Annotated in this window: 25 protein-coding genes and 1 pseudogene; 21 read left to right on the top strand and 5 right to left on the bottom strand. The window is 68.9% G+C overall.

Annotated elements, in window-relative coordinates:
• The first annotated feature begins 30 nt into the window (after nucleotides 1–30).
• The 5 genes from F4561_RS10565 to F4561_RS10585 all read left to right on the top strand — a co-directional run bounded on the left by F4561_RS10565 (nucleotide 31) and on the right by F4561_RS10585 (nucleotide 6,521).
• Nucleotides 31–1,479: a carotenoid oxygenase family protein gene (locus F4561_RS10565; protein WP_184577374.1), complete on the top strand. Its 1,449-nt coding sequence runs from the start codon at nucleotides 31–33 to the stop codon at nucleotides 1,477–1,479.
• 195 nt (nucleotides 1,480–1,674) lie between these two features.
• Nucleotides 1,675–2,397 carry a nuclear transport factor 2 family protein gene (locus tag F4561_RS10570; RefSeq protein WP_184577377.1) on the top strand — a complete coding sequence of 241 codons (723 nt, stop codon included), beginning with the start codon at nucleotides 1,675–1,677 and terminating at the stop codon, nucleotides 2,395–2,397.
• The gene (locus F4561_RS10575; RefSeq protein WP_184577380.1) at nucleotides 2,394–3,959 is read left to right on the top strand and encodes an aldehyde dehydrogenase family protein; all 1,566 of its coding nucleotides are present in this window, start codon (nucleotides 2,394–2,396) and stop codon (nucleotides 3,957–3,959) included. The genes F4561_RS10570 and F4561_RS10575 overlap by 4 nt, the downstream gene beginning before the upstream one ends.
• Nucleotides 3,956–5,032, top strand: a complete 1,077-nt coding sequence (locus F4561_RS10580) for an amidohydrolase family protein (protein WP_184577383.1) — start codon at nucleotides 3,956–3,958, stop codon at nucleotides 5,030–5,032. The genes F4561_RS10575 and F4561_RS10580 overlap by 4 nt, the downstream gene beginning before the upstream one ends.
• Nucleotides 5,033–5,219: 187 nt before the next feature.
• Entirely contained in the window at nucleotides 5,220–6,521 is a 1,302-nt protein-coding gene (locus F4561_RS10585; RefSeq protein WP_184577386.1) for an MFS transporter, read from the top strand.
• A gap of 227 nt (nucleotides 6,522–6,748) precedes the next feature.
• Here the strand turns inward: F4561_RS10585 and F4561_RS10590 are convergent, their stop codons facing one another.
• Nucleotides 6,749–7,891, bottom strand: coding sequence for an IS701 family transposase (locus tag F4561_RS10590; protein ID WP_376773693.1), 1,143 nt, complete (start codon nucleotides 7,889–7,891; stop codon nucleotides 6,749–6,751).
• A gap of 57 nt (nucleotides 7,892–7,948) precedes the next feature.
• Here F4561_RS10590 and F4561_RS10595 point away from each other — a divergent pair.
• The 12 genes and pseudogenes from F4561_RS10595 to F4561_RS10640 all read left to right on the top strand — a co-directional run.
• Nucleotides 7,949–8,740 (top strand): annotated as a pseudogene (locus tag F4561_RS10595) (ISL3 family transposase); the annotation flags it as partial.
• A gap of 765 nt (nucleotides 8,741–9,505) precedes the next feature.
• Complete coding sequence (locus tag F4561_RS10600; RefSeq protein ID WP_184577392.1) at nucleotides 9,506–9,685, top strand: hypothetical protein; 180 nt, start codon at nucleotides 9,506–9,508, stop codon at nucleotides 9,683–9,685.
• Complete coding sequence (locus F4561_RS10605) at nucleotides 9,682–9,951, top strand: hypothetical protein (protein ID WP_184577395.1); 270 nt, start codon at nucleotides 9,682–9,684, stop codon at nucleotides 9,949–9,951. Before F4561_RS10600 ends, F4561_RS10605 begins: the two co-directional genes overlap by 4 nt.
• Entirely contained in the window at nucleotides 9,948–10,250 is a 303-nt protein-coding gene (locus tag F4561_RS10610) for a hypothetical protein (protein ID WP_246437182.1), read from the top strand. Before F4561_RS10605 ends, F4561_RS10610 begins: the two co-directional genes overlap by 4 nt.
• Before the next feature lie 15 nt (nucleotides 10,251–10,265).
• Nucleotides 10,266–10,388, top strand: coding sequence for a hypothetical protein (locus tag F4561_RS33250; RefSeq protein ID WP_281384066.1), 123 nt, complete (start codon nucleotides 10,266–10,268; stop codon nucleotides 10,386–10,388).
• Nucleotides 10,385–10,510, top strand: a complete 126-nt coding sequence (locus F4561_RS33255; RefSeq protein ID WP_281384067.1) for a hypothetical protein — start codon at nucleotides 10,385–10,387, stop codon at nucleotides 10,508–10,510. Before F4561_RS33250 ends, F4561_RS33255 begins: the two co-directional genes overlap by 4 nt.
• A 95-nt stretch (nucleotides 10,511–10,605) precedes the next feature.
• The gene (locus tag F4561_RS10615; protein ID WP_184577398.1) at nucleotides 10,606–10,809 is read left to right on the top strand and encodes a hypothetical protein; all 204 of its coding nucleotides are present in this window, start codon (nucleotides 10,606–10,608) and stop codon (nucleotides 10,807–10,809) included.
• A gap of 123 nt (nucleotides 10,810–10,932) precedes the next feature.
• Nucleotides 10,933–11,160, top strand: coding sequence for a hypothetical protein (locus F4561_RS10620; RefSeq protein WP_184577401.1), 228 nt, complete (start codon nucleotides 10,933–10,935; stop codon nucleotides 11,158–11,160).
• 1,488 nt (nucleotides 11,161–12,648) lie between these two features.
• Nucleotides 12,649–13,590 (top strand): hypothetical protein, encoded by a 942-nt coding sequence (locus F4561_RS10625; RefSeq protein ID WP_184577404.1) that lies wholly within the window; start codon nucleotides 12,649–12,651, stop codon nucleotides 13,588–13,590.
• Nucleotides 13,590–15,650 (top strand): DMT family transporter, encoded by a 2,061-nt coding sequence (locus F4561_RS10630; RefSeq protein WP_184577407.1) that lies wholly within the window; start codon nucleotides 13,590–13,592, stop codon nucleotides 15,648–15,650. Before F4561_RS10625 ends, F4561_RS10630 begins: the two co-directional genes overlap by 1 nt.
• A 209-nt stretch (nucleotides 15,651–15,859) precedes the next feature.
• Complete coding sequence (locus F4561_RS10635; protein WP_184577410.1) at nucleotides 15,860–17,233, top strand: hypothetical protein; 1,374 nt, start codon at nucleotides 15,860–15,862, stop codon at nucleotides 17,231–17,233.
• A gap of 66 nt (nucleotides 17,234–17,299) precedes the next feature.
• Complete coding sequence (locus tag F4561_RS10640; protein ID WP_184584249.1) at nucleotides 17,300–17,482, top strand: hypothetical protein; 183 nt, start codon at nucleotides 17,300–17,302, stop codon at nucleotides 17,480–17,482.
• 48 nt (nucleotides 17,483–17,530) lie between these two features.
• On the opposite strand, the gene F4561_RS10645 is transcribed toward F4561_RS10640, so the two are convergent.
• On the bottom strand, nucleotides 17,531–17,986 hold the full coding sequence (locus F4561_RS10645; RefSeq protein WP_221445445.1) for a hypothetical protein: 456 nt from the start codon (nucleotides 17,984–17,986) through the stop codon (nucleotides 17,531–17,533).
• A gap of 99 nt (nucleotides 17,987–18,085) precedes the next feature.
• Here F4561_RS10645 and F4561_RS10650 point away from each other — a divergent pair, with 99 nt between their 5' ends.
• Nucleotides 18,086–18,850 (top strand): metal-dependent hydrolase, encoded by a 765-nt coding sequence (locus F4561_RS10650; protein ID WP_184577413.1) that lies wholly within the window; start codon nucleotides 18,086–18,088, stop codon nucleotides 18,848–18,850.
• 1,214 nt (nucleotides 18,851–20,064) lie between these two features.
• Here F4561_RS10650 and F4561_RS10655 read toward each other — a convergent pair.
• Nucleotides 20,065–20,628: a beta/gamma crystallin family protein gene (locus F4561_RS10655; protein ID WP_184577416.1), complete on the bottom strand. Its 564-nt coding sequence runs from the start codon at nucleotides 20,626–20,628 to the stop codon at nucleotides 20,065–20,067.
• A gap of 86 nt (nucleotides 20,629–20,714) precedes the next feature.
• Complete coding sequence (locus tag F4561_RS10660; RefSeq protein WP_184577419.1) at nucleotides 20,715–21,545, bottom strand: hypothetical protein; 831 nt, start codon at nucleotides 21,543–21,545, stop codon at nucleotides 20,715–20,717.
• Between the two features lie 382 nt (nucleotides 21,546–21,927).
• Between F4561_RS10660 and F4561_RS33260 the strand changes: the two genes are divergently transcribed.
• Together F4561_RS33260 and F4561_RS10670 are read left to right on the top strand one after the other, a co-directional pair.
• Nucleotides 21,928–22,059: a hypothetical protein gene (locus tag F4561_RS33260; protein ID WP_281384068.1), complete on the top strand. Its 132-nt coding sequence runs from the start codon at nucleotides 21,928–21,930 to the stop codon at nucleotides 22,057–22,059.
• 54 nt (nucleotides 22,060–22,113) lie between these two features.
• Nucleotides 22,114–23,016 carry an aminoglycoside phosphotransferase family protein gene (locus F4561_RS10670; protein ID WP_184577422.1) on the top strand — a complete coding sequence of 301 codons (903 nt, stop codon included), beginning with the start codon at nucleotides 22,114–22,116 and terminating at the stop codon, nucleotides 23,014–23,016.
• 131 nt (nucleotides 23,017–23,147) lie between these two features.
• Here F4561_RS10670 and F4561_RS10675 read toward each other — a convergent pair whose 3' ends face one another.
• Nucleotides 23,148–23,297 carry a hypothetical protein gene (locus F4561_RS10675; RefSeq protein ID WP_184584251.1) on the bottom strand — a complete coding sequence of 50 codons (150 nt, stop codon included), beginning with the start codon at nucleotides 23,295–23,297 and terminating at the stop codon, nucleotides 23,148–23,150.
• A gap of 235 nt (nucleotides 23,298–23,532) precedes the next feature.
• On the opposite strand from F4561_RS10675, the gene F4561_RS10680 reads away from it, so the two are divergent.
• Nucleotides 23,533–23,859, top strand: a complete 327-nt coding sequence (locus F4561_RS10680; protein ID WP_184577425.1) for a DUF6247 family protein — start codon at nucleotides 23,533–23,535, stop codon at nucleotides 23,857–23,859.
• Nucleotides 23,860–23,875: the final 16 nt, after the last annotated feature.

Raw genomic sequence — 23,875 nt, forward strand, 5'->3', positions numbered from 1 at the left:
AGGCCGAAGCGCACAGGAGGGCGCAGTGCGATGACCAGGTTCCCCGGCAACGACTTCACCGACTTCGAGGCCCCGATGCGCGTCGAGGCGGACATCGCCGGTCTGGAGGTGATCCAGGGCGAGGTGCCCGAGCACCTGAGCGGCATCTACTACCGCGTGGTGTGCGACCGCCAGTGGCCCTCGCCCGTCGAGGACGACTTCTTCTTCAACGAGGACGGCATGGCGATGTACTTCCGGTTCCACAAGGGCCGGGTGGACTTCCGCAGCCGCTATGTCCGCACGCCGCGCTACCAGTCCGAGAACGAGGCCGGCCGCGCGCTGTTCGGCGCCTACCGCAACCCGCTCACCGACGACCCGTCGGTGCAGGGCATGCGCCGCGGCCTGGCCAACACCAACGTCTTCTTCCACGGCGGCAAGCTCTACGCCTCCAAAGAGGACAGCCCGCCCCTGCTGCTGGACCCCATGACCCTGGAGACGGTCGGCGAGGACACCTTCGAAGGGGCCCTGACCTCCGAGACCTGCACCGCCCACCCCAAGACCGACGCCCGCACCGGCGAGATGGTGTTCTTCGGGTACGCCGCCAAGGGCGAGACCACCCCCGACATCGCCTACTACGAGGCCGACCCGTCCGGGAAGGTCGTCCACGAGGCATGGATCACCCCGCCCTACTCCAGCATGGTGCACGACTTCGCGGTGACCCAGAACTTCGTGATCTTCCCGATCATCCCGCTGCGCAGCGAGCACGAGTGGCTGGAGCGCGGGGAGCCGCACTTCAAGTGGGACCCGGACAAGGACGTCTACCTCGGCGTGCTGCCCCGCAAGGGCACGGCCAAGCAGTTGCGCTGGTTCCGCGCCCCCAACCGGTTCGCCAGCCACATCATGGGCGCCCATGACGACGGCCGGAACATCCACATCGACACCCCGGTGAGCACCGGCAACTTCTTCACGTTCTTCCCGGACGTCACCGGCGCGCCATGGGACCCCGACGCGGCCCGCGGCTACCTCTCGCGCTGGAGCGTGGACATGGGCGGGGAGTCGGACACCTTCACCGAACGCAAGCTCATGCCCTACCCGGGGGAGTTCCCCCGCATGGACGACCGATACGAGACCCTGCCCTACGGTTGGGGCGTGCTCGCGCTCAACGACGTGCCCGGCCAGGAGCGCGTCGGCGGGGGGTTCCAGTGGATCAGCACGGTCGACCTCACCGGCAAGCGCGCCCCGCAGGTCTACTACGCCGGACACCACTGCTCGGTGGGCGAGCCGCTGTTCGTGCCCGGCGACGACCGGGCCGGCCAGGGGCAGGGCTATGTGTTCGTCGTGGTCGGCAGGCACGAGCAGATGCGCAGCGACCTGGTGATCCTCGACGCCCAGCACCTCGACGCCCCGCCGGTGGCCACCGTCGCCCTGCCCATCCGCCTGCGTCGCGGCCTGCACGGCAACTGGGTCAGCGACAGCGAGCTGCGCACGCGCGTCGCGTGAGATCGCCGATATGAGCAACCGCCTCGCGGCCGGGCCCGCCGCCGCCAACGCCCCCCGGGGGCGCCGCCCGCCCCGAGTCCGTGGCGCCCCTGGCCGAGAGCCCTTCCTGCCCTCTGCGGCGGACCCCGCCCGGGACGGCCGATCAACGACCTGCGGCGGCCGACCCTTCCAGCACCATCGATGACGGAGGAGACCATGTCCGTGACCCCTGCCCAGGACGCCGACACCGAGCGCATCGCCCGGCTGGAGAGCACCGTGGCGGAGCTCTCGCGCAGGCTGGCGGTGGCGGAGGCCGTCACCAGCGTCCGCAGCCTGCACCACCAGTACGGCTACTACCTGGACAAGTGCCTGTACGAAGAGGTCGTGGACCTCTTCGCCTCCGACGGGGAGGTCGTCTTCCTCGGCGGCACCTACCGCGGCCGCGAGGGCATCGAGCGGCTGTACCTCCACCGCTTCCGCGAGCGCTTCACCGGCGGCCGCAACGGGCCGGTCCCCGGCTTCCTGCTGGACCACATCCAGATGCAGGACGTGGTGAGCGTCGCCGAGGACGCGCAGTCGGCGCAGGCCCGGTTCCGCTGCCTGATGCAGGCCGGTGTGCACGACTCCCACCCCGAGCTGGCCGGGCACACCTCGTTCCGCCAGTGGTGGGAGGCCGGCATGTACGAGAACACCTACACCGTGGAGGACGGGGTCTGGAAGATCCGGCGCCTGAACTACCGGCCGTTCTGGCACGCCGACTTCGACCAGGGCTGGGCCGGCACCGCGCCGGTGAACCACGTCATCCCCACCAAGACCACCGCGGAGGACCCCCTCGGCCCCGACGAGATCGATCCGTCCTTCGCCCTGTTCCCCGCCACCGACGTCGTCCCGTTCCACTACCCGCACCCCGTCACCGGTGAGCGTTGGGAGGCCCGTTGACCGCCTCGGCGTCGAACGCCGCGGGGAGCGCCGACGCCCCCGCGGTCCCGGAGGAGTGGCGCCTGGCGCGGCCGTGGATCGCGGGCGCGTCGCCGCGGACGGCGACCCTGCCGGTCATGGACCCCGCCGACACCTCCCGCCAGGTGGGGGAGTGCGCGCTCGGCACGGCCGAGCACGTCGACTCCGCGGTGGCGGCCGCCGAGTCCGCGTTCGCCGACTGGTCGGCGCGCACCGCGGCGGAACGCGCCGACGCCCTGCGCCGCGGCGCGGACGCCCTGGAGGCGGTCGCCCCTCGGCTGCACCCCGTGGTGACCCTGGAGGTCGGAAAGCTGCCCGCCGACGCCCACGCCGACGCCCACGGCCCGGCCGGGCTGGTGCGGCGCATGGCCGAGCTCGCGGGGGAGCTGGACAAGCCCGAGGTCAGCGAGCGCACCGCGCACACCCTGGTGCTGCGCCGCCGCCCGCTGGGGCCCGTCGGCGTGATCGCGCCGTGGAACGCCCCCGTGTTCCTCACCTTCAAGTCGGTGGCCCCCGCCTTGGCCGCTGGCTGCACCGTGGTGGTCAAACCCCCCGAGCAGGCGCCGCTCGCGGTCACCGCCGCACTGCACACCCTCGCGGCCGAGCTGCCGCCCGGCGTGCTGAACGTGGTGCCGGGAACCGGGGTCGAGGCGGGCGGCGCGCTGAGCCGACATCCCGGCATCCGGGGGGTGTTCTTCACCGGCGGCATCGACACCGGCGTCGCGGTCGCCCGGGACGCCGCGGGCACGGTCAAGAACCTGGTGCTGGAACTCGGCGGCAACGACCCGGCCCTGGTCCTGGAGTCCGCGCGCATCACCGAGACCATGCTCCAGGAACTGCTGGCCGGCGCCTTCGCCGCCTCCGGGCAGATCTGCCAGAACATCAAGCGCATCTACGTCCACCGCAGCCGCCACCGGGACCTGCTCGACGGCTTGCGCGAGCTGACCGCCCGGCTCACGGTCGGACCGCCCTTCGCCCCGGGGGTGCACCTGGGGCCGCTGGCCACCGAGGACGGTCCACGGCGCGCCGCACGGTTGGCCGCCGAGGCCCGAGCGGCCGGGGCCGAGGTCCCCGAGTCCGGGATCGTGATCGACCCCGACTCCTGGGACCGCGGCCACTACGTGCGCCCGGCCATCGTCGGCTCCATCGCCCCCGACTCCGAGCTGGTGCTCACCGAGCAGTTCTGCCCGCTGCTGCCCGTGATCCCGGTCGACGGCGACGAGCAGGCCGTCGCGGAGGCCAACCGCACCGAGTACGGCCTGGCCGCCTCGGTGTGGAGCCAGGACGTCGAGCACGCCGAGTCCGTCGCCGCCCAGGTGCACTCCGGCAACGTGTTCGTCAACGTGCACCGGCTGGGCGCCTCGGTCGACGGTGCCCCCTACGGCGGGATGCGCCGTTCGGGCATCGGCCGCAACGACGGCCTGACCTCGCTGCTGAGCTGCACCGAGCCCCAGGCCGTGGTCATCCACCACGACGCCGCGACCACCCTGCCCGGTCTGGACCGGTGGCGCGACGTCCGACTCGACAAGGAGGTCGGCGCGTGAGCACCGACGAGAATCGACCCGCCCGCGATGCCGGACACCTGCGGATCGCCACCGAGGAGGCCTTCGCCCCGCCGGAGGTGCTGGAGCAGTACCGCAGGCTGCTGGAGCGCGGTGGCGGCGACACCGGCTTCGCGAGCCTGTGGGGCCACTACCTGCACAGCTCGGCCGAGCGCCCGGTCTCGGTGCGCCGCCGCCTGCAGGACCTCGGCGCCGAGCGCCTGGCCGACATGGAGGCCGCCGGCGTCGATCACCAGGTGCTGGCGCTGACCTCGCCCGGAACCCAGGTGTTCGACGCCGCCACGGCCCACTCCCTCGCCGTCCTCGCCAACGACGCCGCGGCGCAGGCCGTGCGCGACCACCCGGAGCGGTTCTCCGCGCTGGCGGCCGTCGCCTTCCAGGACCCGGCCAAGGCCGTCGCCGAGCTGCGGCGCGCCGTGGAGGAGCTGGGGCTCAAAGGGCTGATCCTCAACTCCCACATCGGCGGCGAGTACATCGACGCCCCGAGGTTCGCACCGATCCTGGAAGCCGCCGAGGCCCTCGACGTGCCGATCTACCTGCATCCGAACACGCCGAGCGATCGGATGATCGGCCCGCTGCGCGACGCGGGTCTCGACGGCGCGATCTACGGATTCGGTGTGGAAACCGGAATGCACCTGCTGCGGATGATCACGTCCGGGATCTTCGACCGCTTCCCGCGCTTGCGGGTCGTGGTCGGCCACCTCGGCGAGGCGCTGCCGTTCTGGCTCTCCCGCCTGGACTACATGCACGCCGGGCAGGTGGCCTCCGGGCGCTACGAGGCCGTGGGGCCGCTGGAGCTGCGTCCCAGCGAGTACCTGCGCCGCAATGTCTGGTTCACCACCAGCGGCATGGCCTGGATTCCGGGCATCATGTTCGTCCGCGAGGTCATCGGCGCCGACCGCGTCCTGTACGCGATGGACTATCCCTACCAGTACGTCCCGGAGGAGGTCACCGAGCAGGAGCGGCTGCCCGTCACTCCGGAGGAGAAGAAGGCGTTCTTCGAGTCCCTCGCCGTGGACCTCTTCGACCTGCGGCTCCCGAAGCCCGGCGACTGATGGGGCGGACCTGTGGGTGGGCGCTTCTCCCCGCCCACGGGTCCGCCACCGCCCCCGCCCGGACGCGCCGCGCGCGGATGTTCGCGCCGCGCGGCTCGCCGGCACCGTTCTCGCCGCATTCACCTCCCCTCACCTCCCCTCGGCGGCCCCGTGTGCCGCCTCCGACGATGCAAGGTGGGTCGACTTCTTGAGCATCAACGCCGACACCCCCCAGGACCTCCCCGACGACGCCACCGCGACGCGTTCGACGCTGTCCCTCACGGTCGTCGTCATCTACGTGCTCACCAACCTGGCCTGCTGGACCGCGATCCTCACCCCCGCGGCGATCACTCTGGCGATCCGCGTGCAGGAGCTGGACCCCGAGGGCGCCAGCGGGACCCTGAGCCTGGTGGCCGGGGTCGGCGCCGCCTTCGGCATCGTGGCCAACCCGCTGTTCGGCCGGCTCAGCGACCGCACCCGCTCCCGTTTCGGGCGCCGCCGCCCGTGGATGCTCGGCGGCATCGTCGGGGCCCTCTGCGGGCTGGTCGTGGTGAGCTACGCCGAGTCGATCCCGATGCTCGTGCTCGGCTGGCTGATCACCCAGGCCGCGATGCAGGCGGTCCTGGCTCCGATGACCGCGATCCTGCCCGACCAGATCCCGGTGCGCTATCGGGGCCGGATCGCCGGCCTGCTCAGTGTCGGCCAGGGTCTGGCGACCACGGTCGGCACCGCGCTGCTGAACATCTTCCCGCAGTCGACGCAGTGGGGTTTCCTCGCCCCCATCAGCGTGGCGGTGCTCGCCGTGGTGGTGCTGTGCGCGGTCCTGCCGGACCGCGTGCCGCAGGACGCGGACCGGCCGCCGTTCTCGCTGCGCGGCCTGCTCGGCTCCTTCTGGTTCGACCCGCGGGGCAACGCCGACTTCGCCTGGACGCTGCTCAGCCGGCTGCTGGCCTACATGGGCATCACGGTGCTCATCGTCTACCAGACCTACTTCCTGCTGACCCGGATGGGTGTGGAGCCGGAGCGCGTCGCCGCGGTCATGTTCCTGGTGCTGCTGGTGGAGAACACGCTCGCCGTGCTGGGCAACGTGGTCTCCGGCTACCTCTCCGACCGGTGGCGGCGCCGCAAGGTGTTCGTGGCGGGCTCCGGCGCGGCCGGCACCCTGGGCTTCCTGACCGCCGCGCTCACCACGGAGTTCGGGGTGTTCCTGGTGGGCGTGGCACTGCTGGGCATCGCCAAGGGCGTCTACGCCGCGGTGGACATGGCCATGGCCACCGACCTGCTGCCCGAGGGCAAGGGCGGTGCCGCCAAGAACATGGGGCTGTTCATCGTGGCCAGCCTGTTCCCGAACCTGCTGGTGCCTATGACGGCGCCGCTGTTCCTCGCCGTCGGCACCGCCGCCAACGCGCCCGGGGCGCCCGCCGGGAACTACATGGCGTTGTTCATCGCCGGCGGTGTCTTCATGTTCCTCGCGGCGGTGGCCGTCATCCCGATCCGCGGTGTGCGCTGAGCGGTCGGCCCGGGGAGGTATAGCGCGGGTGTATCTCCGTTATCGGCTCGCCGCCTAGTACTGCAACGACAGGTTGTGAGGTTGGCGTCTGCGGTAGTGGCTTTCGCGGGCTCGCTGCTGGGCGCGCCGTCTCCATTCCGACCATTTCAGCACGTGATCAGCGCTACGTGCGATGTGTACGGTCAGGCGGTTCCATAAACGGCGGGTCTCGTTGATACTGAGGGGAATCAAGGACGCGGTCGGGTCGCGCTCTGATCCCCTTTTTTCAGCGCCTGGCGCAGCCAGAGGAGAAATGCCGAGGCGGCCATGGACAGTGTGATGTGGCGATACCAGGCGCGGTAGCCACGCACTTGGTAGTGGTCCAGCCCGGTTTCGTTCTTGGCCGCCTGAAAGCACTCCTCGATCGCCCACCGGGACCCGGCCACGCGCACCAGTTCCTCTACTGTGGTGCTCTCGTCGGCGAAGCAGATGTAGTAGGCGAGGTTATCGGGGTCGTTGACGTTCCTGCGGGCAAGGAGCCAGTGGGCCTTTCCTGGCTCGCGCAACGGCCGGATATCAGCCGAGGCCCAATCATAGACACGTGTCCCATGGGCGCCCTCACCGCAGCTCAGGCGGTGCCATGTCTCCTCGCCGAGACCGGCAATCAGACGGTCGGCGCGAGACTGGCCCAGATCCATCGTGATCACCATCTGCGATTTCGGTACGGCGACCACATGGGCGATCGCGCGTTCTTCCATCCATCGCCGTAGGCGGCTGACTCCGCCATAGGCCTCATCTGCCGTGACCCATCCGAAGGGAACTCCCGCTTCCACCGCCCTTTTCAGTAGAGCCTGCCCCAGATCGGGCTTGGTGGCGAAGGCGATATCGTCGCTGATTCCCGCCGCCCGGCACCGTTGGCGGTCCTCGGTCCAGGCGGAGGGAAGGTAGAGTTCCCGGTCGATCAGCGCCCGCCCCTGTGGTCCCGCATACGCGAGGAACACACCGATCTGGCAGTTCTCGATCCGCCCGGCGGTTCCAGAGTACTGGCGGGCCACCCCGGCCGATCTCGCGCCCTTCTTGAGGAACCCGGTGTCATCGAGAATGAGCACACCATTGTCGGCATCACCGATGGTCTCGGCGACACATGTGCGAATATCGTCGCGCAGGCCGTCGGTGTCCCAGGCATAGAAGTTCAGCAGACGCTGCAGGCGCTGGGGGCCATGCTCGCCGGCCGTCTCAGCCAGAGTCCAGCCATTCTTGCGTTCGAGTTCGCTGAGCAGCCCGCGCAGGTAGGAGGCCGCCTGGCGGCGGGACTCCACACGAGGGAAACGGTGAGCAAAGCCAGCGAGGAAGTCGAAGAACTCCCGCGACCACGTTTCAAGATCAGTCACGACCACCCACGAATACCTACCGTGAGTGGCCACAACATCGCAACCTGTCGTTGCAGTACTAGGCGCGGTGACAAGTACGTCACGGTGATCATCGACCTGACCGGGATCCGGGACGGCACGGGGCCCGCGCGGCTGCTGGACATGGTCGAGGGCCGCTCGAAACAAGCGTTCAAGACTTGGCTCACCGAGCGCCCCCAGGCCTGGCGCGACGCAGTAGAGGTGGTCGCGATGGACGGGTTCACCGGGTTCAAGACCGCCGCCACCGAGGAACTCCCCGACGCGGTGACAGTGATGGATCCCTTCCACGTGGTCCGGTTGGCAGGCGATGCCCTCGACGCGTGCCGGCGCCGGGTCCAGCAGGCCATCCACGGCCACCGCGACCGCAAAGATGACCCGCTCTACCGTGCCCGGCGGACCCTGCACACCGGCGCCGACCTGCTCACCGTCGAACAATGCCAGCGGCTCAACGCCCTGTTCGACGGCGACGACCACGTCCAGGTCGAGGCAACCTGGGGCGTCTACCAGCGCATGATCACCGCCTACCGTGAGCCCGACCGTGCACGCGGCCGGGAGCTGATGACCACGTTGATCGAGTCCGTGAGCTCCGCCGTTCCCGCCGTGCTCACCGAGGTCGTCACGCTGGGGCGGACGCTGAGGAAGCGTGCAGATGACGTGCTGGCTTACTTTGATCGACCCGGCACGTCCAACGGGCCGACCGAGGCGATCAACGGACGACTCGAGCACCTCCGAGGCTCGGTGCTGGGGTTCCGCAACCTCACCAACTACATCGCCAGATCGCTGCTGGAGTCCGGCGGGTTCAGGCCCCGACTACACCCTGGATTGGGATGAGCCCCGTTACCTACATCCGTGAGCGCGGTGGTGTAGCCGATCTCGATGGCTTGGGTAAGCATCCGGACTATCTCTGCTGGTGCGTACAGCAGATCGGTTCCTCCGCCTGACATGAGGTTCTCTGCGGCCTCGCTTGCCCGGCGAGTGTGTTCGCTGTGCCCGACTTCGTTGTCCCACATAACTGTGAGGGCTTCGGCACACGCTTCGATCTTTGAGTCCTTGTCGGCCATGGTGGCAAGTATTCGCGTTCGACCGCTCCAAGCACAACGCTCGAGAAGCGGGGGAGGGGTGACGCCGGGCGGGCGCGGCATCTATGGCTCGCGCTACTTGTGCGACTTCTTCTGCCCCTCATCTGCCGAGGCCACGCGGCCGGACCGGCGCGTCGGCCGGTCGAACCCTTATTCACGGCGGGCGGAGGGCTGGGACGATGTTTCTCGACGCGCCGGCCACAGGTGGATCCCATCGCCCCTCGGCTGGTGCGTCGCTTCGAGCTTGAGACGCTACTGCGCTCGCTCTTCCTGACTCACGCCGAGTGAATCCTCGCGCCCCAACTTGGGCGCCCCGTTTCGTGCGGGTGCCTTGTTGTTCGCCGACGCCACATCGGTGGTGGTCGTGCCCTGATCGTCCTGACGGTGCCCACTGACGGCACTGGTCAGGCTGCCCCGACCCGTCCCGGGCGGGGCTCTCTTTGAAAGCGCCCTCGGGGTGGTGCGGCTACACCTCCCCGAGGCTGACCCAACCACCTGCAATCCCAGGAGTTGAGCTATGTCAACCGTATCCACGGTCGTTGGCCTGTTCTCGTCTGTCGAGTGTGCCTACCTCGGGCTGTTTCTCGCTGCCCCGGTCCTCGTCGCTGTCGCCGGGTGGCTGGCGTCTCGCCGGGAACCTGAGGAAATGACCGCTCGCCAGGCCCGTGAGGCACGCGAAGCTGGGGGTGCCCGGTGAGCACACAGCAGTCCCTTCACGAGCTGGAGCTGTCCGCGATCGCGCTGGTCCGGGCCCAGCACCAGCGCGACACCGAGGCAATGCGCCGGATCGTCGAGACCGCCGAGCAGGCCGGCCAGCTCCACGCCCTCATGGCGCGCGTGCTGGATTTCGCCACCCAGATGGCTGAACACGTTTCCGCTGACCGGGGCCGGTCGGTCGAAGTGGATCTGGATCACTCCGAGCTGACTGTGCTCACTGCCGAGGCTCAAGGGGGTGCCTCATGAGCGCTGCCCGGTTCGCCGCGACCCTCGGCACGCTGACTGCTGCTCACCATGTGGGCGATTTCATGGCCCAAACCGACCACCAGTCGAACCGCAAGCCCGCCGCGTCTGACCGCACCGTGGAGTGCTCCGAGGCGGAGTCGTGGTGGTGCCTGGCCAAGCACGTCGGCTCCTACCACGCCGTCCAGGTTGGCGCGCTGATCGCCGCCGACCGGGTGCTCGGGCTCGGCCTGTCCCCGCGCCGCATGGCCGCCGGCGTCGCCGTGTCCGCGGTGACCCACGCGGTGATCGACCGCAGGTGACCCGTCCGCGAGTTCATGGACCGCACAGGCTCCACGGCGTTCCGGCAGCACGGCGGGGGTGCGATGCACGTCGACCAGACCATGCACCACGCCTGCCTGTGGGCCGCGGCTCTGGTCATGAGCGGGGGTGCCCGATGAGCACCCGTGAGGTCCCCACGTCGGCGTCCCGGTCGTGTGAGTGCGGGTGGTGGACCCGCGTGTCCGGCCCCAACGCCGAGGCGCGGGCCGATCAGGAGCTGGCCAACCACACCTGCCGCTGACTGCGGTGCCTACGCCCGCCCCGGTCCATCCTGCCGGGGCGGGTCAGGGACCGCAGGACGCGGCTCCACCCCCGATCACATCGATGGAGGAAAAGATGGGCCTGTTTAGCAGCAAGAGCAAGGACAGCGTCGTCTTCCACGGCCACGCCGGCGGCCACGACACCACCAAGTACATCGGCGACCCCAACGCCGAGGCCGAGTACTTGTGCCAGTGCGGAGCGGCGTTCGCCGCATCAGGGCGCTCGGCCAGTGACAAGGCCGAGGCCGCGTTCAACAACCACGTGCGAAACGCGAAGTAGTTCGTTGCGGCCCGCCCTATCTCATCAGGACCGGGCGGGCCGCGCTCCCCGTGCGCTACTACACCGGGAGGGCCCCAGCATGACACCCATTGCGTCGCGGTGCCCACTCAGCGGAGCCCTCCCATGCGCATAGCCGTGCTGATCATCTACACCATCGCCGCCGCACTCACGGCCTACGGATATGCCGACGGGCCGTGGTTCGTGATCCACGCCGTCGGCGCGGTCTCTGCGCTGTGCGCGGCTGGGCTCGCCATCACCCACGCCGGTCTGATCGGACAGGCCGAGCGCGAGCTGTACGGCCCCGGCGAGCGCGACCAGGCGCAGATCGACATCGACGACAACGACTGGTGATCCCACCTACTGGCCGTCCACCAGGACCACCGCCCACGGCCAGAGCCGTGGGCGTTCTTGTTCCCGTCCTCTGCCTGTTGGCGCCCACACGCGTGGGCGTCTTCAGGGACCAGGACGGGTTCCCACGAACCCGAGGAGATCAAGCATGTCCCGAAGACTGCCGCGGATGCCACGTGAACTCCGCAAGTTTGCGCGGCTCGCGCGCGCCCGAAGGTGGCGGATCGAAGTCAAGGGGTCAGGCCACCTGGCGTGGATCCCACCTTGTGGGCGGGGCACCGTCTTCACCTCGTCCACACCGTCGGACCCGCGCACGATCAAGAACGTCATCGCTCAGCTGAGACGCGCCGGGTTGGACGACCGCGACCCGCGGCGGAATCCCACGGCGAGAGGGGATAAGAGGTGAGCGACACCGACAACACCAAGCAGGACCAGGAAGCGGCGCCGGAGACCCCGGCGCCGTCGTCGTCTCAGACCCCACCAGACCCGGCGCCCGAGACCACCAGTGTCGCTCCGAACGACAACTCAACGACGAGCACGAAGGACAAGGACACCGAGGAGTCCCCGCCGGGGCGGGTGCCGCTGGGGCAGATCCTGCTCGGCGGCGCATCCGTCCTCTCCTTCGCGGGTTTCTACCTCACCAACGTGTTCGGGTGGTGGGCGGCAGCCGCGGCGGGCGGTACCGCCGCCGCGGGCGGGATCGCCTACATGGCGCACCGGCGCCGCAAGCACGGCCGTCAGGCGCGGAGGTCGGTGACTACGCGAACGCACCGCTCGGGTGGATCTCGCCAGTGGGGTATGCGCTCCGCGGGTGTGGGCCGCATGAGCGGACTGGGACGCCGCGGCGGAGCCAGCGCGGGCGGATCGCGCGGATTCCGGAGTGGGGCCCGAAGCACGGGCGCCACGGGTCTGCGGGCTGGCCGTTCGGGCGGCGGGTTGTTCGGGCGCGGCGGATCGCCGCGTGCCGCGGGTACCGGAGCCCACCGCTCCTCGCCAGCCCGGTCCGGCGGGCTCCTCGGAGGTCGGCGTGCCGGTGGGGCCGGCAGTGGCGGCGGGGGTCGGCTCGGCCGCCGCGGTTCCGCCGCCGGAGCCCGAGGTGGCGGCGTGTTCGGCCGGCGGCGCGGCTCGGGGTCCTCCACGGGCGGCGCGACCTCGCGCCGGGGCGCTGGCGTGTTCGACCGTGGGAGCCGCGGCTCCGGAGGAGGACTCTTCGGTCGCGGCCGGGGCTCGGGGGGACGCCTGAGAGGTGGCCGGTTCGGAGGGGGCCCCACCACCGGTGGCCGTGGCGGAGGGGGACTGTTCAGGAGGCGCTCCGGCGGTGGGGCGAACTCGCGTTCGGGTCGGCTCGGTCGCGGAGGCGGCGGTGCCAGCTCCAGCGGACGCAGGTGGAGCCTGTTCGGTCGCCGCGGGGCCAAGGCCAACTCACCGAAGCCCTCCACCAGAGGCACCACGCCCTCGAAGAACTCCACCGCGAAGAAGGGAAAGGATGCGATGGCTACTGCCACCCGGCCCGCAGAAGCCGGGACCACCGACTCCACCACCGCCCCGGCAGGGCGGCTCGCCCGCATAGGCGCCGCTTTCGGCCGCGGAGCACGCCGGGCCCGGTCGGCGACCGGGCGGTGGTTCGACGCGAACACCGGTCACCGCGGCTCCACCGCGTGGAGAGCCACTCGCGGTGCTTCTGGGTTTCGGGCGCGCCGGCAGGCCGCTCGTGACGCGCTGCGAGCCCGCAAGAACCATCGCCCCCTGTTCACCGCTCTGTTCGCGGGAGGCGCGGCGCTGTTCGCCGGTCTTGGCGCCGCCGTGGGGCGTGCTCGCGCTCGGTGGCACGCCCGCGCCGACGCCGAGATGAACCGGGTCATGCCGCCCGAGGAGAACGTGGAGCACGCGCACGGCAGTGCTGAGGGCGAGCGCGATGCCGCACACGAGCGTGCCAGCCGCGAACCCTCGCCCTGGCGCCGCGACCAGCCCACCACCGAAAAGACCGACACGGACGGATCCAAGACGACCCCGACCGACAACCAGCCCAACGCTACGAATCCGAACGGCAACCAGCCCAACGCGAAGCCCGCACCAACCCCAGCAGGAGGAAACAGCATGTCCGGACTGCCCATGGCATCCGTCGCGGCCGACATGAACTCAGCCGCATCCCGTTACGCACCCGAGGACATGTGGGCCGTCGTCCGCGAGTCGCGCCAGTGGCCCGAGGTATCCAACCAGGTCGCCCTGTCCGTGCGTACCTACGCCCAGAAGCTGGAGAGCGACTACCCGATCAATCAGGCCGTCACCGACAAGCTCCAGGAGCTCTACACGGCGATCGCTCAGACCGGGTCGATCGCCCAAGAGATCGAACCGCTGCTGCGTAAGGCGCACCAGGACGACATCGCCCGCAAGGAAAACGCCCGCCGCGGCGAGGAGAAGTGGAACGTCTGATGTCCAACAAGCGCTCGCAGCCGTCGCGCCTGCCGCCGTGGGGGGTGGGCATCCAGTCCACCCTCGGCGTGGCCGCCGTGACGGCGGCGGGTGTCACCTTCGATGTCTCGCCCCTGTTGGGGGCGGGCGCCGCTGTGGTGGGTGGGCTCTGCTCGGTGCTGGCCAACGCCGGCTCCTGGGGCCCGCCCGCCGCGGTGGGCATCCAGCTCGGCCGATGGTCCGCCCTGGGCGGGTGGTTCACCTGGGCCTGGTCGGACTTCGGGTGGGACTGGTCCACCCCCGCCGACCAGACCGAGTGGCTCAGCCTCGCGGCGCTGGGCGCCGGGTGTATGGTCGGCGCCCACGCCGGCCCTTGGCTCAAACGCCTCAAGCAGCAGCCCAGCCAGGAACGCGGGCTCGTGCTGATGTCCGCCTCTCGGGAGTGTCAGGAATGGCAGGACCGCATCATCACCCGCGGTGGCGCCCCGTTCCGCGGCACCGTTGTGGCCGAGGTGACCTCCTGGCCGAACGACAACGGCAAGGACGTTCGTGTCGTGCTGCCTGTCGGCGGGGCCACCGCGGACAACCTGCGGACCCACCTTGCTGGGCTGGCCAACGACTGCAACTTGCCCCACGGGTGCACTATCGAACTGATCGAACCCGTTGGTGAGGGGCAGCGCACCGTGACGCTGCGGGTCCCAACGGTGAACCAGATCGCGGAGAACATCCCCCATCCGCTCTTCGACGAGCAGCGGTCTGTGATGGAGGGGATCCCGTTCGGGGTGCACCCCAATGGCGACACCGCCCAGGCTCCGATTCGCGAGGAGTCCTGGCTCGTCGTCGGCAAACGCGGCTCCGGAAAGACCACGCTGCTGCACGGCATGACCGCCACCCTGGGCATTTGCTCCGACGCTGTCGTGTGGCACATCGACCTCAACGGCGGCGGCATGACGCAGCCGTGGGTGGAGCCGTGGCTGCAAGGCCGAGTGGACCGGCCCCCGGTGGACTGGGCGGCGCCCACGGTCGACGAGGCGATCCTGATGCTGCAGGCGGCAGTGCGTATCGCCAAGCACCGCAAGACCGCCTACCGCTCACGCAAGAAGGCCCACAACACGAACCTGTTGCCGGTGGGGGACGACCTGCCCGAGGTCGTCATCATGCTCGACGAGGGTGCCGAAGCTCTGGAAGAAGCGGGCAAGGGTAAGGTCGGCCAGCTCGCGGACCTGTTGGCGGAGATCCAGCGGATCGCCCGTAACGAAGCCGTGAACCTTGTCCTCTCGGCGTTGCGCGCCACCGGGGACATCGTGCCCGCCGGCATGGTCGCCCAGACCGGTGTCGGGGTGTGCATGAAGGTCAAGGAGCAGAAGGAGATCGCCAGGGTCTTCGAGGACGCGTGGGAGCTGAAGCTCAAACCGGAACACCTGACTGCCAAGGGCGCCGGGTGGCTCGGCGTCGATGGTGGACATCCAGCGCGAACCCAGGCGTGGAACATCCTCCCTGATGACATGGAGCAGGTCGGGATGCGCATCTCCCGAGCCCGCCCGGAGCTGGATGAGGCATCAGCGCGGATCGCGGGCGATGCGTACACCACCCGGTACGAGCGCATGCGGCAGCTCTTCGCTGACGACGGCGACAACGCCCACCCCGCAGTGCTCGACGAGGTCGACTCCACATCCACGCACTCTGTGACCGCCACGGGTGGGGGTGCTGCAGCGTCGTGGGCGGATCCGGCCGACATCATGAGTACCGCCCCCGCCTCAGACGGGCCAGCGTCGCTGACGGCGACGACAGCGCCGAACGAGCCGACAACCCGCGTGCCTCAGGTTCTCGCCTGGGCGACACGGCTGGCCGAGGACACCGGGCAGCCCCGGGTGTCGACCACCTGGCTCATCGACGAGCTCGGGCTCGACCTCACTCCGCGCCGGTTCGGAATGCTGCTGGCCGCCTGGGGCGCCCCCGTGGGCAAGCAGCGCATCAACGGGACCGACATCCGCGGACCCGCCACCCGCGACCTCAAGGCCGCCCTCGCCCGGATCGAGTCCGGCGGACCCGTCGACGTCACCCCCACAGACGCCGAGTGACGCGTCGACGCACCCGTCGATGCGTCGAGGCAACCCGTCGATCCCACACCATCCGTCGACCCGTTGATCTGCGAAAACACCAGGTCGACGGGTCGACGGATCCCACTGGAACCCGGGGTGAACCGTCGAGCCACCCGCTAACCCCTCTGACTGCGTGCGACGCGTCGACCAGTCGACGTGACGACCCCTGATCAACGAAGGAGCCTGTCATGAACCCGACCAACCACCAGCGCGATCAACCGCAGAACCAGTGGCTGTCGTTGCCGATGCACCCCCTGTCCTGGGAACTCAACAAGCCAACCGAGAACCCAGACCCGCCGGAACGAGACGAGGATCCGCCTGATCAGCAGGAAGCCGCCAGTCCGCAGGCACCGACGTCTCGGCGCGCCACCCGGCTGTTCGGGCGTGCCCAGGACGCCGCCGCAGTGCGCAACTACCAGACCCACCCCGATGTGGCGGCGCTGAACATCGAGCGGTGGCGCGCCCGCTGCAACACCCTGATCTGGGTGGGTGTGCTGTTCTTCCTGGGTTGGACCACCCCGAACGTCCAGCAGTTCGTCGCTGGGGACGCCGCGCCGGGCTCTCCGGTGTGGGTGACCGCCTGGTTCGTCGAGCCCGCGATCGCGTTGCCACTGATGGGGATCCTGTGGGCGGAACAGGTCGCCGGCCGGTACGGAGTCCGGTTGTCCGGCTGGCCGCGGTTCACCAAGTGGTTCGCCCTGGGGGCGACGTACTCGATGAACACCTGGCCCTACTGGGCTGCCCAGGACGCGCAGGGCATCGTGGTGCACTCGATCCCGCCGTTGATGGTGTTCATGTTCGCCGAGGTGCTGCCGATCGTGCGCGAGCGGATGACGGCCTCGGTGTGGGCGGCTCGTGGGGAGGCGATCCGCCGGCAGGGTGATCCGGGTGACGCGCCGGATCGAACTGATCCGGCCTCGGACCGGTCGGACCGGTTCGTTGAGACGGCGACTCGGGTAATGGAGGTGATCCGGTCCACCCCGGAGGATCGAACCGATCCGCCTCGCGAGCTCCCACCTGGCGAGGTCGAATCGGACCGGATCGAGCCGGACCCGGTCGCGGACCGGTCCGTCGGATCGAATCGTGCTGGTCTGGAGAGCGGATCGAACCACGCGTCTTTCGGCTCGTCCATGCCCGCCCAGGAGCGGGAAGAGGATCGGACCGAACCGGTCACCGAGTCGGTACCGAGCCCGCCGGGACCTAAGAGCGATCCGCAGCGGAATCGAACCGAATCCGAGCCCTTCCCGGACCGGTCCGATGCCCCGGCGGGAGACGGATCGGATCACGCTTCCCCGGATCGAACCGGCGCGGGGACCGACTCCACCGGATCGGATGGCGTGAGCGACTCGTCCGGCGATTCGGTTCGCTCCATCGGTTCGCATCGGTCCATGGAGACGGTGCGATCCGAGATGCGCGAGTCGATCCGCTCGGGCGCGCTCGACCGCAACACCGCGGATCGGATCGTGGAAGTGCTCAAGGTCGGTAAGGCCCGCGCGCGCAAGCTGCGCGACTGGGCGGAGGCCGAAGGGCTCTTCCATGAGGAGTCCGCCGTCAACGAGTAACCCCCGTGTCCCTGCCCGACCCCACGGTTCGCTGTGGGGTCGGGCTTTCTTATGTGGAGGTCCCCTGTGACCGAGGCATCGATGGTGCTGGCGTTGCTGTACGCCGGCCCGGGTGCGGCCATCTGCCGCGGCGCGGACGGGATGTTGGTGGTGGAGCCGCCGCACCGTGCCGAGCACGTGGTGTTGACGCAAGACGAGGTGTTGGAGGTCGGCGTGGAGGCGTTACTGGACCTCGCAAACTCGAGCTGACGAAGCGGCTTCCGGCGACACGAGCACGACGGACCGCCGAGCGACCGCTCAAAGCAGAACGCCGAGGGCGAAGGTGGCGCCGACAAGGGCCAGCATCGCGGCCGCAATGGCATCGAACTTGCGGCGCAGGGCGGGCAACTCCTCGGGCAGTGCGAACACGCGACGCGGCCAACCCCGCCAAGACACCCACCAGAACAACGCCGTCGCTGTGGTCAGCAGCAGCGCCTTGACCGCGACACCGGCCCACCACCCATAGGAACCGCCGCCATGCGCGGCCACCAGCCCGATCCCGGACAGCCACAGTACGACGATCAGACTCGCTGTGGGCCACCGGTTGCCGCTCGCGAGTAGCTGCTGCGCCTCCTCCATACGCGTCTCGTCGTCCCCATCGAGCATCCCTGCCAGCCGTGGCCGCACCACGAAGAGGCTGTAGGCCATCGCGCCCAGCCATAACGCGCCCGCGCTCGCATGCACCAGCGCCAGGAACGCGATTAGCACGTGCACGCCCCCATTCTGCCTCTCCGAGCGGGCGGGCGCCGGTCATTCTCACCTTGGCTCCGAGGTACTGCACCTCGAGAGCTTTCCTGTCTGGAGGTTCCCCTCATGATGGCGTCCAGCCATTCTGCGACCGGTGCTCTGGCCGGTGTCGCTACCACCGGGGCGATCGCCCCGCTCCTCGGATCGACGACGGATGTGGTGACGCTCGCGGTCGGCGCGGCCGTCGGTGCCGGTGCGGCGTTGCTGCCGGATCTGGATCACCCGGAGGCCACCGCCACCCGCTCCCAGGGCCCGATCACCGCCTGGGCATGCACAGGGCTGCGGGCGTTGTCGTCGGCGGTGTGGATGGCGACCCGCACCCCGGCCGATTACGGCGGGTACCAGGATGGGGCGGGGGCGCACCGTCACCTCACTCACACCCTGCCCGCCGCAGTCGTGGCCGGCGTGCTCGTGTGGGCCGCGGCGCTGCACTCCTACGGGATGGCGGCCGTGCTGTGGCTGCTCATCAGTCTGGGGCTGCGCGGTCTCGGGCAGTGCCTGACCGGGCGGGACCGGCGATCCCTGTCGCAGTGGACCACCGTGTCCCTCGGTGCCGGGCTGGCCACGGTGGTGGTGATGGTGGTGGCGCCGCCCGCGCCGTCGCTGCTCGGAGCCGTCGTGGCCGTGGGGATGGGGGCCCACATCCTGGGTGACTGGTTGACCCCGCAGGGGGTGCCGCTCACGTGGCCGCTGCGCCGCCGCGGCAAGCGGTGGTGGATGTACCGGTCGCCGGTCGCGTTCAAGGCGGACGACGAATGCTGGCAAGAGAAGGCCGTGCAGTGGGTGTGCTGGAGCGGCACACCACTGACCGCCGCATGGGCCATCGTGTAAGGAGAGGTAAGGCAAGTGAAGCTGATAAACACCATCCGGGCGTCTTCCCCCGTCGGCGCGCGGCCGAGGGCGAGACCGCATCTGATCACCGCCGGTCTACATCGGTGACGTGGACGCCCTGGTCGGCTGGTTGCGCAGCTGTCCTCGTGGGGCCGGGATGGTGGTGCGCGCGGCGAGTCGCGTGAGGATTTTCACGCACCTACTCAAATGATTGCTATATACTTGTACTTTGAAACTGCGCTCCCCGCACACGCGGGGATGTTCCCCAATCATGGAGAATCTTCAGATTCTCGGTATTTGTTCCTCGCGGACGCGGGGATGGTCCCGGGTTGAGGTTCTCCCTGGGGTACTAGCCCGCACTCCCCGTGCACGGGGAGGTGGAACCCATCAACCCGAGAAGAAACCCTCACCATGACGGTGGCCCCGCGCACGCGGGGATGGACCCAGGGGTGCTGGTATCGGCACAACTGGCAAGACTGCTCCCCGCGCACGCGGGGAGGTGGACCCCAGTTCCCCTAACTTCTAGGCGTTGGTGGACGTTTCGCACACGCGGGTAACGCAAAAAGCGGGCCCGCGCAGCCGTGCAAAGCAATCGCGAGCCCGCCTGATGAGCGGCACCCAGCGGCGAGTTATTCGCCGCTGGGGCCTCCATCATCGAACCAGGCGTCGAGCAGGAAGCGGAAGATCGCCGCGACGAACCCCGCTCCGGCTACTCTCATGATCAGGTACAGCCACCGGGGTGGCTTCATCGCCCTTCGGATCAAGTCCTGCCACCAGGGTGGCCGCCTCTGATCAGGGGTGCTCTCCTCCATGGTTCTCCTCTCGTGTCCGGCTATATGACCTGCTAGACGAGTCGTCGTCTAGGGATCGAGCCGATGTCCGGCCGACCCCCCGTCGGCCGGCCGACACGAGAAGGTGCGTTAAAGGGTACCGTCCCGGATTGCCGCCCATAGCAGCGATTGCGGGTGCTCCACCGTGAAGGTCGTGAACCTGACCGCGCTTGCGTGAGAACGCGGTAGAGCTCGACCGGTTTACTCGCGGCATCCCGTCCCATGCCTGGAGGGGCGTCATCCGGGGCAGTTTCGTGCGGCGCAGGCCGGACGTACCTGACAGTGTCCCGTCAACGGCCGGGCGTGACCGCCGTGCGGACGACTGCATTCGGGCGTGGCCACAGGCCGCGTCCGGCTCGGAGCGCGACTGCTGATTCTCGGGCACTAGGATCCACGTTGCGCCTCGATGGCATCGTCCTCAGCCAAGGAAGCGGCCCGGTCGCCTGCGGTGCCTTCGAGTTCGGCTTCGGCGGCTGCAGCTCGCTCACGCGCGTCACGTTTGAGGTCGTCGATGGAGACGTGATCGAACAACCAACGGCTGCCCACCTCAAGGTCGAGTCCACCGATTTTGTGAAGCGACCTTTCGTCGGAGACGGCCCGGCCCTGTTGGATGTCGGCTTCGTCGAGGTGCTCCAGCGCGTCGCGCAGATGCTTAAGCTTCATGTCGGTTACGGGGGCTTTCTCCCCGGTGCGTAGCGTGTGCTGACGGCCGCGCCACCGCTCCAGTTGGTAGGACGCCGACACCATCTGATGGGACTCTGCCCACGCTTGCCGGAAGTCTTGAAGGAGGTCGCTGTCGTCCATGTACTCGTGGTGGCGTCCATCGTTGTCGAGGTAGGCAAGGAGAGCGTCGAGCCGGTCGGCTTGGCGTACTACAGCTTCAGCCCATGTGTGCACCATGCTCGCGGCGAACTCAGAGTTCTCAGTATTGCCTCCGTCGTCTGCCATGGCGTGACCCTACGCCCTTGGTCGGCGGGAAGCGAGAGAGGGCGGCTTGAAGGGGCCTTGAGCCTTGCTTGGAGTTTGGCGGAGCTTCACATGTTGTGGTTTTCCACTTCGCAGTCGTCGAGGTTGGGGCGTTCGGCGCCCTTCAGCTTGATCAGAGGAGGGTCGTGAGCGGTAGTGGTTGCCGGGAGTTCGCAGACTCTCCGTTCGGTGACCTCGGAAGAAGGCACGTAGCTGATGGTGCGGCTCTCCTCATCCAGTAGAACCGTCCATTCCTCGCTTACCGAGAGAACGTAAGCCACCTGCCTGGTCGTCTCCTCGTTCTCACTCTCATCGTCCTCACTGGCGTTGTTCTCGACCGTGATCTCCTCCGGCGGCATCCACGGAAGCCGGGCCGTGTGGGAGAGATGGGTGAGGTTGAACGTCATGGCGTAGGCGTGCTGCACGAACATGAAGGCAAAGCTCCCACCCACGAACAGCGTGAGTGACAGCAGCGCCTTGGCGAATACCGCTGCGCCAGAGCTACCGCCGCGCTTCTCCTCAGGCTCCTCCTCGGGTTCGAGGAAGTAGAACGCGTAACCGGACGGCGGCCACTTCTGCAGCGCCAACCCGACCCCAACCCAAGCCAGAGCGTAGAGCACGACCCAGAACAGGTCCCAACGAGTGAGCACGTAACCCGGCCCCTGGGCACCGATACCCGACACCACACTGGTGAACTGCTCAAACACTCCGTCAATAGCTTCGGAAAAGGTGGCCTGGGCCGGAGACACCAGCAGCGCGGCGAACCCAGCGAGTAGAGCTGAGCGCCAGCTCCGGATGGCAGCGAAGAACAACGTCAACACGGGCAGATACGCCGACAGGATCGGGATCATCGTCCCCAGCAGCGTGCTGATCGCGCCCACGGTGGTGGAGATGGTCATCGCGGTTGTGGTGTCGTAGTTGGCTACCAGCAGCAGCCGACAGGCTGACAGCGTGAGCAGGATGACTGGGGATAAGAGCCAGGCCTTGAAGGACGTGGAGAAGTGAACTCGCGTTCTGGGTCTAACTCGGTTCAAGCGGCCCTCGCGTCCTCGGTGGAGCAGCGGAGGGCAGTGAAGCACACGCGTATCGTGGTCGTCGTCTGCGAGGCCGGTATCGGTCACCGCCTCGACGATCGAGTTTCAGGTGTGGTGTGCCATGTCTCGGGGGACGTCGTGCGGGGTCAGGTCGGTGAATGGGCGCTTGTAGGCGACGGGGTGGCGCCAGCCGCCCGGCCGTGACCGCCGCATCCGGCTCGACCTCCACAACGATCTCCGGCTGGACGTGTATGAAGTGGATCCGCTCCCGCGAACCCCCGACCTGTTCCCGGACGGCTTCCAGGACCTGTCGACCAACCCCAACTTTCTATTCTTTGTCGTCGAGGTACCGCAGTCGGTCACCGGCTCAGGCATCTAGCCAGTCGCGGATCACGAGCGAAGCCAGAATCCTGCCCCAGTAGTGTGGCTTCGCATGACCGACTCCGAGATCGAGATCACCGCAGACCTGGTCCATGACCTGCTGCAGGAGCAGCATTCGGACCTCGCAGGACTGGCCATCCGCGAAGTAGCGGGTGGGTGGGGCAACCAAATGTGGCGCCTTGGGAACGACCTGGTTGTGCGCATGCCGCGTACAGAAGGTGCCCCGGACCTCCAGCGCAAGGAGTGCCGGTGGCTGCCCGTCCTGGCCCCGCGCCTGCCGCTTCCGGTCCCCACCCCCGTACGGATCGGCGAACCGTCTGCGCGCTTCCCGAAGCCCTGGACCATCATGACGTGGGTCCCCGGCGAGCCACTGGACTACACCTCCATCAGTCGCGGCGACCACGCGGCCGACACTCTGGCGGGCTTCCTCAAGGCACTCCACGTGGAGACGCCCGAAGACGCGCCGATCAGTGAGGACCGCGGCGACCACCCCAAGAAGTGCACGGACGGATTCGACCACTTCTTCCACGCCGTCGTCCCCGACGACGTCGCCGACGATGTCCGGGCCGTCTGGGATGACGCCGTCGCGGCGCCCGAGTGGGAGGGCCCGCCGCTGTGGGTGCACGGCGACCTTCATCCCGCGAACGTCGTCGTCTCGGACGGGACGCTCTCGGGAGTGATCGACTTCGGTGACATGTTCGCTGGCGATCCGGCGTGGGACCTCGCTGCCGCATGGGTCGTCCCTCCTGCCGACGCCGCCTCACCCTTCTTCGACGCATATGCGCAGGCAGACGAGGGAACGCTCCGGCGCGCCCGCGGGCTGGCCGTCCTGAAGAGCCTGTTCCTCATGCTCATGGGCCAGAACGGCGACCGGGGCCTTCCTGGCGGCAAGCCGACATGGGGACCCGCAGGCCGGGCAGCACTTGATCGTGTTCTGAGAGGCGGTTTGATGTAGGCACGGACGGGGCGACCGAGCCTCCCCGATACCCGCTGCCGGAGCTGCCGCATCCACTGTGTCCCGTCCCCGCCGGTTGGCGGCGGGCTTCCCGGAGTACAACGACCCGCCCCGGACGGCGGATGCGGCGCTTACTCCTTCTGGCCGTCGTCGTCATCGTCGAGGTCGACGGCGTTCAGGTCGCGCAAGGGCCGCAGCCCCTTCACCGGCTGGGAGGCGGTGAAACTGTAGCGGCCCAGCACGTTGAGGTTCTTGTGCTTGAGCGGGGACATCCGGGTCACGTCCTCGTCCTTGATCTCGTGGCCTTCGGCGGAGCTGGGCGACAGCGGCGTCGATATAGCGCGTCGTCCACACGACCACGGCGTTCAGCACGAGTACCTGCAATAGCTCGCAGCAGCCGAGCGCATGCTCGACGAGGCCGGCTGTATCTGAACCGCGCTACCGCTCTGAATCTTCCGTACGAGACGCTGCCTGCAGCGCGGGCGCAGATGGCACACTGAAGGTGGGAGGTACCCGATGACGACGCCGGCCACCAGCCCTACCGATGACATCCTCGACCCGCAACGGATCCTCGCCGCGCTCCCAGAGCGCGAACACGAGCAATTCCTTGCCGAGTACCGAGCTGCCGCCGAGACCGCGATGCACGACCCCGCCCAGTGGGGGCACCTGCGCCGCGTCCTGCATGTTTGGCGGATGAAGTCGGTGGCCTGCAACACCCCGGGCTTCTACCAACGCCGCGCCGAAGCGGCCAACCCTGGCCCGGACACTGTGGTCCCAGCGGGTGAGGTCATGCCCGGGTGGAACGAGCGCCTGGCCGAACTCGGCCTCACCGACGACCGGTGACGCCAGAGCCGTACCA

This window comes from Lipingzhangella halophila, from assembly GCF_014203805.1.
Lineage (GTDB): Bacteria > Actinomycetota > Actinomycetes > Streptosporangiales > Streptosporangiaceae > Lipingzhangella > Lipingzhangella halophila.